Genomic DNA, 14,287 nt, shown 5'->3' on the forward strand with positions numbered 1-14,287 from the left:
CCTGACCCGAGTGAGGCATCCGCATGTCCAGGGCTCTTCCGAAGTACAACAAGCGTCGTGTGGGCATCATCGGCGGCGCCGCCGCAGTGGCTCTGTCCGGCGCGATCGTCGCCGGCTCCGCCCTTGCCGGGGAAACGTCCAGCAACAACACGACGGCCCAGGCGACCACCAAGGCCGCGGTCGCCACGGTGAACTGCCCGGCCGTGGCGAACAGACTGCCCGCGATCCCGGCGTCGGCCCAGGCGGAGGTCACCCGCAACCTCGCCCTGCTGGACACGCAGATCGCCGAGGCCAACAAGCGCATCGTCGACACCCAGGGTCAGGGTGGTGCGAACTTCGTCCAGAACGCGATCGTCGGTCCGCTCAAGGACAAGCGCGTGGCGACCATCAACCGCATCGCCACGGCCATCGGCCGCACCGCCGCCAAGCCGGTCGGTCTCGACGCGCTGGCGCCCTGCACCCTCAACGGGGCCGGGGTGGCCGCGCCGGCCGCGACGCCGCCCCAGCAGGCGGGCGGCAACGCCGGCAATGCGGGGAACACCGGTAACGCGGGTAATGCCGGCAACGCCGGTAACGCGGGCAACAACAACGGCGCCGGCACCATCAGCTGCCCGGACGTGGCCTCGAAGCTCCCCGCGATCCCCGCGTCGGCGAAGGCCGAGGTCGACCGCAACCTCGCCCTGCTGAACACGCAGATCGCCGAGTCCAACACCCGGCTCGCGAACACGATCGGCCAGGGCGGCGCGAACTTCGTCCAGAACGCGATCGTCGGTCCGCTCGAGGGCAAGCGTGCGTCGACCATCGACCGCATCGTGATCGCCATCGGCCGCACCGCCGCCAAGCCGACCGGCCTCGAGTCGCTGGCGGACTGCACGTTCACCAAGTGACGTGACACAGGCACTGTGGCCGCCCCGACGCAAGCGCCGGCCGGGGCGGCCACAGTCCTGTAGACCCTCGCCCGAACACCCGTACCCGTACACCCTTGCTACGGCCGTCACCAAAACCCTTAGACAAGCGAACGACTTTCCCGGACAATGACGGGTCATGGGAAAGACCTACGAGCGCATAGACGGCCGCCTGCGGACATTCATCGAGGCGCAGCCCCTCTTCTTCACCGCGACCGCCCCGCTGTCCGGCGACGGCACGGTCAACCTCTCCCCCAAGGGCCTCAAGGGCTCCTTCGTGATCCTCGACGAGCTGACCGTCGCCTATCTCGACTTCGCGGGCAGCAACGCCGAGACCGTCGCGCATCTGCGCGAGAACGGCCGGATCACCCTCATGTGGTGCGCCTTCGAGGGCCCGCCGAACATCGTGCGTCTGCACGGCCGCGGTGAACCCGTCTTCCGTGACGACCCGCGCTTCCCCGAACTCCTCGCCCGCTTCCCGGACATCGACGCCACCGCGCACGGCCTGCGCGCGATCATCGTCGTACGCGCCGAACTCCTCCGGGACAGCTGCGGCTACGCGGTGCCCCTCATGTCGTACGACAGCGACCGCGACCTGCACGGCAGGCGCTTCGCGCGCGAGGACGACGCCTCGCTCAGCGCCTACTTCGAGAAGAAGGACCACATCGCGACGAGCCTGGACGGCCTACCGGGGCTGCCGTTGCCGCTGCCGCCCAGTACCGTCTGAGCCATGCGCCCCGGAGCCGCCGTCGTCCTCGCGTCCGCGTCCCTTCTCGTACTCGCCCCCGGTGCCCCGCCCACGGCCGCGCCGCCGCTGCCCGCACTGCTGGCCGACACCGGCGGCGGCTCCCAGCTGATCACCGCTCAGGCACCGAGCGCCGGGGCGACCTCGGGCACGCTCACCTGGTGGGACCTGCGCGACGGGACGTGGACGAAGGCCGGCTCCGCGCCCGCCCGCTTCGGCGCGAACGGGCTCGTCGAGGGCGGCTCCCGCAGACAGGGCACGAACACCACTCCCGCCGGGCTGTACGACCTGCCGTACGCCTTCGGCATCAAGCCGGCGCCCAGCGGCACCAGGGTCACGTACCGGCCGGTGCGGCAGAACTCCTGGTGGTGCGAGGACAACGCCTCGCGCTCCTACAACCGCTGGACCGAGCCCCGTCCCGCCGACTGCCGGGCCGCCGAGTCCGAGCACCTGATCTCGTACACGCAGCAGTACGCGCACGCGTACGTCATCGGTTTCAACTACGCCAAACCGGTGCGGGAGCGCGGCGCTGGCATCTTCCTGCACGTCAACGGCCGTGCGGCGACGGCCGGTTGTGTGTCGGTGTCGGCGGCGGCGATGCGGGCGGTGCTGGGGTGGGCCGATCCGGGCCGCCGGCCGCACATCGCGATCGGCACGGCGAGCGGACCGACGGCCATCGTCCGCTACTGAGCCGCCGCACCAGGCGCGCCTCAGGGCAAGGGTGTTACCAGCCGTCACGTCACTTACCTGTGGACTCCGCGGCCCACTGAACACTCGGCGGTCGCGGCACGTATGTGAGGGCCAAGGGGCCAAGCCTCTCGACCCCGTCCCACGGAGGAAACCGTGACCACCACGATCGCAGGCGGACGTGCCGCGCGGCGCCAGACGATGCGCCGCATCCGACCCCGCCGTTCGCCCGCCGTCCCGCTGCTGCTCGTCGTAGGAGCGGGCGCGGCCGGAGTGATCTGGCTGTGGTGGAACAACACGGCCTCCCTGGCCGACACCACCGCCCAGGTGATCGCGGCGGGCCGGATCACCGGTCTGCTCGCCGGCTACCTGATGGCACTGGTGGTGCTGCAGATGGCCCGGGTGCCCGCGCTGGAGCGCCGGGTCGGGTCGGACCGGGTGGCGCGCTGGCACGCGATGAGCGGCCGGTACACGCTCTCCCTGGTCGTGGCGCACGTCGTCCTCATCATGTACGGGTACGCCCTCCAGGCCGGGAAGACGTTCGGCGACATCGTCCAGCAGACGATCGACTCGGTGAACCAGCTGCCCGACATGGGCAAGGCCGCGATCGGTACGGGTCTGCTGGTGGTCATCGGGCTCAGCTCCATCGGCCCGGTCCGGCGGATGATCCCGTACGACCTCTGGTACCACGTGCACCTGCTGACCTACGCGGCCACGTTCCTGACCTTCTGGCACCAGCTGACCGCGGGCAACGAGTTCGTCGTCGAGGCGGCCGCCAAGACCGCCTGGTACGCGCTGTACGGCTCGGTGACCGCGCTGGTCTTCTGGTACCGCATCATCACGCCGATCCGGCTGAACATGCGCCACCGGCTGCGGGTCGAGGCTGTCATCGAGGAGACCCCGGGCATCGTGTCCGTGCTGATGAGCGGCCGCAAGCTGCACCGGATGGGCGCGGAGGCGGGCCAGTTCTTCCGCTGGCGCTTCCTGTCCCCCGGTATGCGGTTCAGCTCGCACCCGTACTCCCTGTCGGCGGCCCCCCGCCCCAACATGCTGCGGATCACCGTGAAGGCGATCGGCGACCACAGCTCGGCGCTGCGTGAGCTGGAGCCCGGCACCCGGGTGTGGGCCGAGGGCCCGTACGGCGCCCTGACCGCCTCCAAGCGCAGCCAGGGCAAGGTGCTGCTGGTGGCGGGCGGTGTCGGCATCACCCCGATGCGGGCCCTGTTCGAGACGCTGCCCGGCGCGGCGGGCGACCTGACCCTCCTCTACCGGGCCAACAGCACCCAGGACCTGGCCCTGTGGGACGAACTGTCGACCATCGCCAACGAGCGCGGCGCCCGTCTCATGTACGCGGTGAACAGCCCCGACGGAGAGCGCCCGGACATCTCGGCGGAGTCGCTGCGCCGGAAGCTGCCGGACATCGACGACCACGACGTCTTCCTGTGCGGGCCGCCCGGCTTCGCCCAGGGTGTGTACGAGGCATTGCGCGGCGCGGGTGTTCCGGCGCGCCGTATCCACCACGAGTCGTTCGAGATGTGAGCGACGGGAGCCAGGAGCGATGAAGAAGAACCACCCCTTTCGGCGCGTCATGCTGGCGAGCGCCGCCACAGTCTCCGGAATCGTGCTGCTGCTGACGCTGAAGCCGTCGTCGGACCCCGGGTCCGCGCAGGCGGCCGGCGCTCTGCCGCAGCAGACGTCGGCGGCGCAGGAAGCAGCCCAGGGCGGCGCCGCCGCCAAGGACGGCACCTTCACCGGCGACACCGTCCAGACCCAGTACGGCCCGGTCCAGGTCCGCGTCACGGTGAGCGGCGGAAAGATCACCAAGGCAGAGGCGCTCCAGCAGCCCAGGGGCGGCCAGAGCGACCAGATCACCGGCAACGCGATCCCCAAACTCAACCAGGAAGCCGTCGCCGCCGGCCCCGGCGGCAGTATCGACGCGATCTCCGGCGCCAGCTACACCAGTGCGGGCTACGGGAAGTCGCTCCAGTCGGCCCTGGACAAGGCCAGCGCGGGTACGGGCACCACCGGGGGCGGCGGTGCGGCCAAGGCCGCCACGGTCACCGGTGACGCGGTCGACACCCAGTACGGCCCGATCCAGGTCCGGATCACGGTGAGCGGCGGCAAGATCACCAAGGCGGCGACGGTCCAGCAGCCCAGGGGCGGCCAGAGCGACCAGATCACCGGCAACGCCGTCCCCAAGCTCAACAAGGAAGCGGTCGCCGCCGGCACCGCGGACATCGACGCGATCTCGGGCGCCAGCTACACCAGCGCGGGCTACAAGAAGTCCCTCCAGTCGGCCCTGGACAAGGTTCCGGCCGCGGAGTCGGACAAGGGGACGGCCACCGGCGCCAGTTCACCCGCCCCGGCCAAGAGCTCGCCCGCGGGTTCGGCGGCCGGCTCGGGTGCCACCGGTAGCGGGGCGACCTCCGACGGGGGCGGCACGTACACCGGCGCCGTGGTCCAGACGGAGTACGGCCCGGTGCAGGTCCGGGTCACCCTGACCGACGGCCGGATCACCTCGGCGTCGGCGGTGCAGGCGCCCAAGGGCGGCCGGAGCGACCAGGTCTCCGGCGACGCGATTCCCAAGCTCAACCAGGAGGCGGTGACGGCGGGCGATGGTGACATCGACGCGGTTTCCGGTGCCAGCTACACCAGCGCCGGCTACAAGAAGTCCCTCCAGTCGGCCCTGGACCAGGCCGGTGGTTGATCCCGCCGAAGCTCCCGTCGCGGTGCGTCATGCGGAGGAGGTCATGGGGACCGTCTTTTCCTTTGACGTCCGCGGCGGGGACCCCCGTGCGGTCGGGTCGGCGCTGGCAGCGGCGATCGCCGGACTGCACCAGGTCAACGAGGTGTTCAGCACCTATCGCGAGAACAGCCAGATCTCCCGGCTGGCCCGCGGCGAGATCTCCGTCGCCGACTGCGACCCGGAGGTCGCCGAGGTACTCGATCTGTGCGCCGAGGCGGAGCGGGTCAGCGACGGCTGGTTCAGCCACACCTACCAGGGCCAGATCGACCCGACCGGCATCGTCAAGGGCTGGGCGGCGGAGCGCGCGGCCAGGACGCTGACCGCGGCGGGCGTGAGCGGGGTCAGCGTCAACGGCGGCGGAGACGTACAACTGTGCGGTGCGCCGGGCCCCGGGCGCCCTTGGCGGGTGGGCGTGTCCGACCCGCTCCGCCCCGGCGGCCTGGCGGCCGTGGTCTCGGCGGCCGGCACCGACGAACTGGCGGTGGCCACCTCCGGCACGGCGGAGCGCGGCACCCACATCGTCGACCCCCGCACCGGCAAGTCCGCGGTGACGGACCTGGTCGCGGTGACGGTCGTGGCCCCCCACCTGACCTGGGCCGACGCCTGGGCGACAGCGGCCTTCGCGATGGGTTCGAGGCAGGCCCTGAGCTGGCTGGAGTCCCTCCCGGACGTGGAGGCCCTACTGATCACGGCGGGCGACGAGGTCCGATGCACCGGAGGGCTCGCAAGACGACTGGGCTGAGGGGGCATTTAGGGGCGCGGGGAACTGCGCGACAAGCCACAGCGAACCCGCACCCGACACACAACCGTCAATGGTTCTTCTGAGCCAACCCCAACAAATGATCAGCCAGAGCCTGTCCCCCCACAGGATCCCGACTGATCAGCATCAACGTGTCATCCCCGGCGATAGTCCCCAAAATATCGTGCAGCTCGGCCTGATCGATCGCCGACGCCAGAAACTGCGCCGCCCCCGGAGGGGTCCGCAGGACCACGAGATTCGCCGAAGCCTCCGCGGAGATCAGCAACTCCGCGGACAGCCGCCGCATCCGCTCCTCCTTCGCCGACTCCCCCAGCGGAGCGCGAGGCGTACGGAACCCGCCCTCGCTCGGCACCGCGTAGATGAGATCGCCATCGTTGTTGCGGATCTTCACCGCGTTCAGCTCGTCCAGGTCCCTGGACAGCGTCGCCTGCGTGACGGTCAGCCCGTCATCGGCCAGCAGCTTCGCCAACTGACTCTGCGACCGCACCGGTTGCCGGTTGAGGATGTCCACGATCCGGCGGTGGCGTGCGGTGCGGGTCTGCGGTACGGCAGGCCCCGCGTGCTCGTGATCCTGCGCCTGCGTCATCGTCGTCGTCTCATTCCCCGGTTAGTCCTTCCCCGTCAACCGCGTCGAGAACTCCGGGAAGTGCCTGGAGAAACGCGTCCACTTCGGCGTCACCGATGTTCAGCGGCGGCATCAGCCGTACGACATCGGGAGCGGGCGCGTTCACCAGGAACCCGGCGTCCTGAGCCGCCTGCTGCACCTGGGGCGCGAGGGGCTCGTTGAGCACGATACCCAGGAGAAGTCCCGCGCCCCGGACATAATCGATCAACGGGTGGCCCGCACCCTCGATTCCGTCCCGCAACTTCTCGCTCTGCCGCTTGACGTTCGCCAGCAACCCCTCGTTCTCGATGGTGCCGAGTACAGTGAGTCCGGCGGCGCAGGCGACCGGGTTGCCGCCGAACGTCGTGCCGTGGTGGCCGGGCTGGAGGAGGTCGGCTGCGCGGCCGAAGGCGACGGTCGCGCCGAGGGGCAGCCCGCCGCCGAGGCCCTTCGCGAGGGTGACGACGTCGGGCAGGACACCGTCGTGGGCCTGGTACTCGAACCACTGACCGGTACGGCCGATGCCGGTCTGCACCTCGTCGAGGACGAGCAGGGCACCGGTGGCGGCGGTGATCGCGCGGGCGGCCTTCAGATAGCCGACGGGCGGGACCACGACGCCGTTCTCGCCCTGGACCGGCTCGATGATGACGAGGGCGGTCTCGTCGGTGACGGCGGCGGCCAGTGCCTGCGCGTCGCCGTACGGAACGTATGTGACGTCACCGGGCAGCGGCACGAAGGGCTCCCGCTTTCCGGGCTGGCCGGTGAGCGCGAGGGCGCCCATGGTCCGCCCGTGGAAGCCGCCCACCGTGGACACCATGTGGGTACGTCCGGTCAGCCGGCCGATCTTGAAGGCGCCCTCGTTGGCCTCGGCGCCCGAGTTGCAGAAGAACACCTTGCCGTCCCGGCCGAAGCGCTGGAGCAGCTGTTCGGCGAGGGCGACGGGCGGTTCGGCGACGAAGAGGTTGGAGACATGGCCGAGGGAGGCGATCTGCGTGGAGACCGCCTCGACGATCGCCGGGTGGGCGTGGCCGAGCGCGTTCACGGCGATGCCGCCCACGAAGTCGGTGTACGCCTTGCCGTCGGCGTCCCACACCGTGCTGCCGGCGCCGCGGACGAGGGGCAGCCGGGGGGTGCCGTAGTTGTTCATGAGGGCGCCCTGCCAGCGCTGCGTCAGCTCCTGGTTGGCGCTCAGGTCCTGGCCGGCGTTCATGCGTCTTCCCCCTCTTCCTCCGCATCAGGCACGACCATCGTGCCGATGCCCTCGTCCGTGAAGATCTCCAGCAGGATCGAGTGCTGGACCCGGCCGTCGATGACGCGGGCGGTCTGGACGCCGTTGCGTACGGCGTGCAGGCAGCCCTCCATCTTCGGCACCATTCCGGAGCTCAACTCCGGGAGCAGCTTCTCCAGTTGGGAAGCGGTGAGGCGGCTGATCACCTCGTCGGAGTCGGGCCAGTCCTCGTAGAGGCCCTCGACGTCCGTGAGGACCATGAGGGTTTCGGCGCCCAGTGCCGCAGCGAGTGCCGCAGCCGCCGTATCAGCATTGACGTTGTAGACATGTCCGTCGTCCTGGCTACGGGCGATCGACGAGACGACCGGGATACGGCCGTCGGCGAGCAGTGCCTCGATCGCGCCCGTGTCGATCGCGGTGATCTCGCCCACCCGCCCGATGTCGACCAACTCTCCGTCGATCTCGGGCTGGTGCTTGGTGGCGGTGATGGTGTGCGCGTCCTCGCCGGTCATCCCGACGGCGAGCGGCCCGTGTTGGTTGAGCAGCCCGACCAGCTCCCGCTGGACCTGTCCGGCCAGCACCATGCGTACGACGTCCATGGCGTCCTCGGTGGTGACCCTGAGGCCCGCCTTGAACTCGCTGACGATGCCGTGCCGGTCGAGGGCGGCGCTGATCTGCGGGCCACCGCCGTGCACGACGACGGGCTTGAGGCCGGCCTGGCGCAGGAAGACGACGTCCTGGGCGAAGGCGTTCTTCAACTCCTCGTTCACCATGGCGTTTCCGCCGAACTTGATGACGACGACCTTGCCGTTGTGGCGGGTCAGCCAGGGCAGCGCCTCGATGAGGATCCGGGCCTTCGGCAGCGCGGTGTGCTTGCGGGTAGTGCTCATGACGAGTACGCGCTGTTCTCGTGGACGTAGTCCGCGGTGAGGTCGTTGGTCCAGATGGTGGCGGTCTCGGTGCCTGCGGCGAGGTCGGCGACGATGTGGACCTCGCGGTAGCGCATGTCGACCTTGTCGCGGTCCTCGCCGACGCCGCCGTCCTTGCAGACCCAGACGCCGTTGATGGCGACGTTCAGCTGGTCCGACTCGAAGGCGGCGGCGGTCGTGCCGATGGCGGACAGGACTCGGCCCCAGTTGGGGTCCTCGCCGTGGATGGCGCACTTGAGGAGGTTGTTGCGGGCGATGGAGCGGCCCACCTCGACGGCGTCTTCCTCGCTGGCCGCGTTCACGACCTCGACCTTGATGTCCTTGCTGGCGCCCTCGGCGTCCCGGATCAGCTGCTGCCCGAGGTCGTCACAGACGGCCCGTACGGCCTCGGCGAACTCGGCCTGGTCCGGGGTGACTTGGGAGGCACCGGAGGCGAGCAGCAGCACGGTGTCGTTGGTGGACATGCAGCCGTCGGAGTCGACGCGGTCGAAGGTGGTGCGGGTGGCGGCGCGCAGCGCCTGGTCGAGGCTCTCGCTGTCCACGTCGGCGTCCGTCGTGAGGACGACGAGCATGGTGGCGAGGCCGGGGGCGAGCATGCCCGCGCCCTTGGCCATGCCGCCGACGGTCCAGCCGTCCTTGCTGCTGACGACAGCCGTCTTGTGGACGGTGTCGGTGGTCTTGATGGCGATGGCGGCCTTCTCGCCGCCGTGCTCGGAGAGTTGACCGGCGACGGTCTCGACTCCCGTGAGCAGCTTGTCCATCGGCAGGAGCAGCCCGATGAGTCCGGTGGAGGCTACCGCGACCTCTCCGGCGTTCAGACCGAGGGTCTCCGCGACCTTCTCGGCGGTGGCGTGGGTGTCCTGGAAGCCCTTGGGGCCCGTACAGGCGTTGGCGCCACCGGAGTTGAGGACGACGGCGGAGACGATCCCGCCCTTCAGCACCTGCTCGGACCACAGCACCGGCGCGGCCTTGACGCGGTTGGAGGTGAAGACGCCGGCGGCTGCGAGGCGGGGCCCGTTGTTGACCACGAGGGCCAGGTCCGGGTTGCCGTTCTCCTTGATCCCGGCGGCGATGCCCGCCGCCGTGAACCCCTGTGCTGCCGTGACACTCACGGTGCGACTCCGATCGTGGAAAGCCCGGTGGTCTCGTCGAGCCCGAGGGCGATGTTCATGCTCTGGACGGCACCGCCCGCGGTGCCCTTGGTCAGGTTGTCGATGGCGCTGATCGCGATGATGCGGCGTACGGACTCGTCGTACGCGACCTGCACCTGAACGGCGTTCGAACCGTAGACGGACGCCGTGGCGGGCCACTGCCCCTCGGGGAGAAGGTGCACGAACGGTTCGTCGGCGAACGCCTTCTCGTAGGCGGCGCGCACGGACTCGGCGGTGACGCCCGGCTTGGCGGCGGCGGTGCAGGTGGCGAGGATGCCGCGGGACATGGGGGCGAGGGTGGGCGTGAACGAGACGGCGACGGGCTCGCCGGCCGCGCCGCTGAGGTTCTGGACGATCTCGGGCGTGTGCCGGTGACCGCCGCCGACGCCGTACGGAGACATGGACCCCATGACCTCGCTGCCCAGCAGGTGTGTCTTGGCCGCCTTGCCGGCGCCGGAGGTCCCGGAGGCGGCGACGATCACGGCCTCGGTCTCGGCGAGGCCGGCCGCGTACGCCGGGAAGAGGGCGAGCGAGACGGCGGTCGGATAGCAACCGGGCACCGCGACACGCTTGGACCCCGTAAGCCGGGCGCGGGCACCCGGCAGTTCGGGGAGGCCGTAGGGCCAGGTCCCGGCGTGCGCGGAGCCGTAGAACCTCTCCCAGTCGGCCGCGTCGTGGAGCCGGAAGTCGGCGCCCATGTCGACGACGAGGGCGTCAGGGCCGAGCTGCTCGGCGACGGCGGCGGACTGCCCGTGCGGCAGCGCGAGGAACACGACGTCATGCCCGGCGAGCACGTCGGGGGTGGTCTCCTGGAGCACCCGGCCGGCCAGCGGTAGCAGATGCGGCTGCAGTGCGCCGAGCCGCTGCCCGGCGTTGGAGTTGCCGGTCAGGGCGCCGATCTCGACCTCGGGGTGGACGAGGAGCAGACGCAGCAGTTCCCCACCCGCGTACCCACTCGCTCCGGCCACCGCCACACGTACCGCCATGGAACCCTCCTCCTTGATGGCATGACTATACGTTTCGCTGCACGTTTATGCAATATGGTGGATCGGTATGCGGAGCCGCGGGGACGACACCAAGGTCGTCGCGGAGATCGCCGAGGAGGTCGCCGGGAAGGTCGCTGCAGGGCGGGTCCATAAGATCGTCGACATGACGCTGCGACCCGTCCTGGTGAACATCAAGGCCCTTGACGACCCCGCGATCGGCCGGTTCTGGGCGGAGGCACTCGGCTGGAGTGTGTCCAGCCCCGAACCCGGCGCGACCGCCGCCAAACCCGCCGACTTCGACTGGCGGGACCCGGTCGGCGTGTGCGTGGACGTCATCGCCGTCCCGGAGCCGAAGACGGCGACGAAGAACCGGGTGCACATCGATCTCGCGACCACCTCCGCGGCGCACCAGGCGGAACTGGTCGCACGCCTGAAGGCTCTCGGCTCGACGCCCGCCGACGTGGGCCAGGGCGATGTGCCGTGGACGGTCCTCGCCGATCCGGAGGGCAACGAGTTCTGCGTGCTGGAGCCCCGGGACGTCTACCGGGACACCGGGCCGATCGCCGCGGTGGTCGTCGACTGCGTGGATCCTCGGGCCATGGCCCGGTTCTGGGACGAGGCGATCGACTGGACCCTGCACGAGGTGACCGACGATTCCGCGGTGCTGCGCGACGCCAGGGGGGTCGGCCCGTATCTCGAGTTCCTCCGCAAGCCCGGCATGAAGCCCGTGCGGGACCGTGTCCACATCGACCTGGTGCCGGACCCCGGTGACGACAAGGCGGCGGAGGTGGCCCGGCTACGGGCCCTCGGCGCCACCGACCTCGACGTGGGTCAGGGCGACGTCCCGTGGACCTGTATGAGCGACCCGGAGGGCCACGAGTTCTGCGTGCTCGCCCGGTCCTGACACGGGGCCTCGGCGACACCCCGCCCCGCGGGCGTGATCGTACGCACCTGTTTCTCACCCGGGGCGGCCCAGGCGCCCTCCGGCACCCGAGCCACCCGTGCGGCCAGCCGTTCCCGTCGGTCAGGCGGTCACCGTCACCCCTTCTTGATCCGCAGGAAGGTGACGGAGTTCGCCGGGAACGTGTAAGTGAACTTCCTCGCGACCCCCGTGAACGTCGACCTCACCGGCGCGACCGGTGCGGCCGTCTCGGTGTTCACCGCGTCCGGCGCGGCGGCCAGTGTCGTCACCGCGGCCCTGGACCTGACCTTCACCCTGCCGAGGTCGATCGTCGTACGGGCCTGCGCCGCCTGGGCGTTGACGACCTTGACGATCAGGTCGCCGGTCTTCGCGTCCTTCGTGACGATCTGGCGGAACGGCTCGGCCGGCTTGTCGTCGGTGAAGCCGCCCCACTCCTTGCCGTCCAGGTAGAGCGTGACCTGCCGGCCCCGCACCTTGACGTCGATGTCGTAGGCGCGGCCCGTCTCGATCGAGCCGGGCTTGGCCACCAGCGTCGACTTGCCGCCGTCCGAGGCCTGTTCGACGGCGGACTGGGTGTTGTTCCAGCCGCCCAGGTTCCACCAGTAGTAGTTGCCGGTGTCCTTGACCCCGAAGGCGACGAGGAAGCCCTCCTTGCCGGACTTCTTGGTGGCCTTCACATGCAGGTCGTAGTCGTGCCAGGCGGGGTCTCCGGCCGAGACCATCGTGTTCTCGGCGGCGACATCGGTCTGGACGTACTGCCCGTCCTGGAGCGTCCAACTCCCGCCCCCGGTATGGGTCCACCGGGAGGCGTCACCCGAGAAGTCGTCGGTCAGCAGCGTCGTGCCGTCCACGCCGGTGACCTTGACGTCGTCGTACGCCGCCGTGGTCGCCCAGGTCGACAGGCCGACGGCGCCCGTGATCGGGCCGCTCACCGAGGGCGTGCCGGTGGCGGTGGTGGGCACCACGCGGTCGCCGACGTTGTTCATGAACAGCTTCTGCACCTCGTACGAGGGCGAGCCCCAGGACGCGTGGTTGTTGAACCAGATCATGTCGGGACGCCACTGCACGTAGTCCTCGTTGGAGAGCAGCGGGGCGTACGAGGCGAGCTTGACGACGTCCGCGTTGCGCTCCAGGCCCGTCATGAACGCGGCCTCGGAGAGGGCGTTCCTGAAGGTGTTGCCGCCGGAGGCGTACTCGCCGAGGAAGACCTTGGGACCGTTGCGGTCGTACGAGTCGTAGCGGTCGTTGTTCTGGAGGAACCAGTTGGTGCTGTTGTAGTAGTGCTCGTCGACCATGTCGACGTCGGCGTCCCGGTTGAGCTTCCAGGCGGTGTCGAAGGTCGAACCGCTGTCGTCCGGGCCGGAGTTGGAGATGACCGTGATGTCCGGGTACTTGGCCTCGATGGCGGTCCGGAACTCCGTGAAGCGGGCGAAGAACTCGTTCGGCAGGTTCTCCTCGTTGCCCACCTCGATGTGCGTGAGGTGGAAGGGCTTGGGATGGCCCATCTGCGCCCGCTTGCGACCCCACTCGCTGGTCACCGGCCCGTTGGCGAACTCGATGAGGTCGAGGGTGTCCTGGACGTGCCGCTTGAGCAGCGCCTCGTCGACCACGGCCCTGTTCTGCCCGCAGCCGGTGACCAGTGCCGGGACGACGGGCAGCGGCATCGCGCCGATGTCCTCCGAGAACTGGAAGTACTCGTAGTAGCCGAGGCCGTAACTCTGGTTGTAGCCCCAGAAGTTGGAGTTGGTCGCACGCTGCTCGACCGGGCCGACCGTGTCCTTCCACTGGTAGGAGCGCTGGCGCTGCCAGTTCGAGGCCTCGCTGTAGTCCTCCATGGACCCGGTGTTGACCAGGCAGCCGCCCGGGAAGCGGACGAAGCCGGGGTCGAGCGCGGCGATCTTCTGGGCCAGGTCCTGGCGCAGCCCGTGGCCCTTGTAGGTGTCCCGGGGCAGCAGCGACACCATGTCCAGGGCGACGGAGTTGTCCGTCGCGACCGTCAGCCGTCCCGCGGTGCTGGAACGGGTGGCGGTGAACCGGGCCCGGTACTTGGCCCAGCCGCCCTTCACCGCGACCTGGCGCACTTCGGCGAGAGCGCCTTCGGTGTCACCCAAGGACACGGTCAACGCGGTGGCCCGGTCGGCGCGGGCCCAGACGGAGAAGTCGTACTTCTTGCCGCTCTCGACCCTGATCCCGGTGTTGTAACCGGAGTTGGTGACGGACGAACCGGCGCCCAGGGAGAGGTAGGTGCGGTTACGGGCGTTCAGGCGCCCTTCGTCGTCCAGGGCTGTCGCCGTCCCGCTGACGGCCCAGGAGGTGAGGGGCGTGTACGAGCGGTTGTCGGCGGTGGAGTACTCGAAGGATCGGTTCTGCACGAGTTCGGCGTAGAGACCGCCGTCGGCGGCGCGGTTAATGTCCTCGAAGAAGACTCCGTACATCGTGTCGTCGATCCTGGCGCCCTTGGCGGCCGGGTCCACGGTGATGGCGTAGTCGGTGACGTCCTCGGCGTTGGCCGGGGCGGGAACGACCGCCGAGACCACCAGAAGGGCGGCGGCCGTGAGACCTAGTCTCCAGTGGGTGCGTGTGCGTGACATGGATACTCCGCGGCTCTGTCGGTGCAGTTCGGG

At 69.9% G+C, this 14,287-nt stretch carries 13 protein-coding genes; 7 read left to right on the forward strand and 6 right to left on the reverse strand.

Translation table 11 applies throughout. The features are described 5' to 3' along the window. Positions 1-23 precede the first annotated feature (23 nt). The 6 genes from OG241_RS11150 to OG241_RS11175 all read left to right on the forward strand — a co-directional run bounded on the left by OG241_RS11150 (position 24) and on the right by OG241_RS11175 (position 5,825). A complete protein-coding gene (locus OG241_RS11150; RefSeq protein ID WP_405815062.1) occupies positions 24-887 on the forward strand; it encodes a hypothetical protein in 864 nt (287 codons plus the stop codon). A gap of 157 nt (positions 888-1,044) precedes the next feature. After that, positions 1,045-1,632 (forward strand): pyridoxamine 5'-phosphate oxidase family protein, encoded by a 588-nt coding sequence (locus tag OG241_RS11155; RefSeq protein WP_405815063.1) that lies wholly within the window; start codon positions 1,045-1,047, stop codon positions 1,630-1,632. Between the two features lie 3 nt (positions 1,633-1,635). Further along, a complete protein-coding gene (locus tag OG241_RS11160) occupies positions 1,636-2,340 on the forward strand; it encodes a L,D-transpeptidase (RefSeq protein WP_405815064.1) in 705 nt (234 codons plus the stop codon). Positions 2,341-2,493: 153 nt separating this feature from the next. After that, entirely contained in the window at positions 2,494-3,876 is a 1,383-nt protein-coding gene (locus OG241_RS11165; protein ID WP_405815065.1) for a ferric reductase-like transmembrane domain-containing protein, read from the forward strand. 19 nt (positions 3,877-3,895) lie between these two features. Beyond that, positions 3,896-5,044 carry an FMN-binding protein gene (locus tag OG241_RS11170; RefSeq protein ID WP_405815066.1) on the forward strand — a complete coding sequence of 383 codons (1,149 nt, stop codon included), beginning with the start codon at positions 3,896-3,898 and terminating at the stop codon, positions 5,042-5,044. Between the two features lie 43 nt (positions 5,045-5,087). Next, positions 5,088-5,825 (forward strand): FAD:protein FMN transferase, encoded by a 738-nt coding sequence (locus OG241_RS11175; protein ID WP_405815067.1) that lies wholly within the window; start codon positions 5,088-5,090, stop codon positions 5,823-5,825. A gap of 67 nt (positions 5,826-5,892) precedes the next feature. Here the strand turns inward: OG241_RS11175 and OG241_RS11180 are convergent, their stop codons facing one another. From OG241_RS11180 to argC, 5 genes are read right to left on the reverse strand one after another with little or no spacing between them, the layout of a single operon-like run. Further along, positions 5,893-6,429, reverse strand: coding sequence for an arginine repressor (locus OG241_RS11180; protein WP_006383302.1), 537 nt, complete (start codon positions 6,427-6,429; stop codon positions 5,893-5,895). 10 nt (positions 6,430-6,439) lie between these two features. Further along, entirely contained in the window at positions 6,440-7,657 is a 1,218-nt protein-coding gene (locus tag OG241_RS11185) for an acetylornithine transaminase (RefSeq protein ID WP_405815068.1), read from the reverse strand. After that, positions 7,654-8,565, reverse strand: a complete 912-nt coding sequence (gene argB, locus OG241_RS11190) for an acetylglutamate kinase (RefSeq protein ID WP_405815069.1) — start codon at positions 8,563-8,565, stop codon at positions 7,654-7,656. Before argB ends, OG241_RS11185 begins: the two co-directional genes overlap by 4 nt. Then, positions 8,562-9,716 carry a bifunctional glutamate N-acetyltransferase/amino-acid acetyltransferase ArgJ gene (gene argJ / locus OG241_RS11195; protein ID WP_405815070.1) on the reverse strand — a complete coding sequence of 385 codons (1,155 nt, stop codon included), beginning with the start codon at positions 9,714-9,716 and terminating at the stop codon, positions 8,562-8,564. Before argJ ends, argB begins: the two co-directional genes overlap by 4 nt. Then, entirely contained in the window at positions 9,713-10,741 is a 1,029-nt protein-coding gene (gene argC, locus OG241_RS11200; RefSeq protein WP_405815071.1) for an N-acetyl-gamma-glutamyl-phosphate reductase, read from the reverse strand. The genes argJ and argC overlap by 4 nt, the downstream gene beginning before the upstream one ends. Before the next feature lie 163 nt (positions 10,742-10,904). On the opposite strand from argC, the gene OG241_RS11205 reads away from it, so the two are divergent. After that, positions 10,905-11,645 carry a VOC family protein gene (locus OG241_RS11205; protein ID WP_405826149.1) on the forward strand — a complete coding sequence of 247 codons (741 nt, stop codon included), beginning with the start codon at positions 10,905-10,907 and terminating at the stop codon, positions 11,643-11,645. 134 nt (positions 11,646-11,779) lie between these two features. On the opposite strand, the gene OG241_RS11210 is transcribed toward OG241_RS11205, so the two are convergent. Next, on the reverse strand, positions 11,780-14,254 hold the full coding sequence (locus OG241_RS11210; protein WP_405815072.1) for an alpha-L-arabinofuranosidase C-terminal domain-containing protein: 2,475 nt from the start codon (positions 14,252-14,254) through the stop codon (positions 11,780-11,782). Positions 14,255-14,287: the final 33 nt, after the last annotated feature.

Origin of the sequence: Streptomyces sp. NBC_01390 (genome assembly GCF_045040105.1) — a bacterium.
Lineage (GTDB): Bacteria > Actinomycetota > Actinomycetes > Streptomycetales > Streptomycetaceae > Streptomyces.

Excerpts from the sequence above, each read along its gene's own strand:
- OG241_RS11175 (WP_405815067.1), top strand. The coding sequence starts at position 5,088 with ATGGGGACCGTCTTTTCCTTTGACGTCCGCGGCGGGGACCCCCGTGCG.
- OG241_RS11205 (WP_405826149.1), top strand. The coding sequence starts at position 10,905 with ATGACGCTGCGACCCGTCCTGGTGAACATCAAGGCCCTTGACGACCCC.
- OG241_RS11185 (WP_405815068.1), bottom strand. The coding sequence starts at position 7,657 with ATGAACGCCGGCCAGGACCTGAGCGCCAACCAGGAGCTGACGCAGCGC.
- OG241_RS11155 (WP_405815063.1), top strand. The coding sequence starts at position 1,045 with ATGGGAAAGACCTACGAGCGCATAGACGGCCGCCTGCGGACATTCATC.
- argB (WP_405815069.1), bottom strand. The coding sequence starts at position 8,565 with ATGAGCACTACCCGCAAGCACACCGCGCTGCCGAAGGCCCGGATCCTC.
- OG241_RS11150 (WP_405815062.1), top strand. The coding sequence starts at position 24 with ATGTCCAGGGCTCTTCCGAAGTACAACAAGCGTCGTGTGGGCATCATC.
- argC (WP_405815071.1), bottom strand. The coding sequence starts at position 10,741 with ATGGCGGTACGTGTGGCGGTGGCCGGAGCGAGTGGGTACGCGGGTGGG.
- OG241_RS11170 (WP_405815066.1), top strand. The coding sequence starts at position 3,896 with ATGAAGAAGAACCACCCCTTTCGGCGCGTCATGCTGGCGAGCGCCGCC.
- OG241_RS11180 (WP_006383302.1), bottom strand. The coding sequence starts at position 6,429 with ATGACGCAGGCGCAGGATCACGAGCACGCGGGGCCTGCCGTACCGCAG.
- OG241_RS11160 (WP_405815064.1), top strand. The coding sequence starts at position 1,636 with ATGCGCCCCGGAGCCGCCGTCGTCCTCGCGTCCGCGTCCCTTCTCGTA.
- OG241_RS11210 (WP_405815072.1), bottom strand. The coding sequence starts at position 14,254 with ATGTCACGCACACGCACCCACTGGAGACTAGGTCTCACGGCCGCCGCC.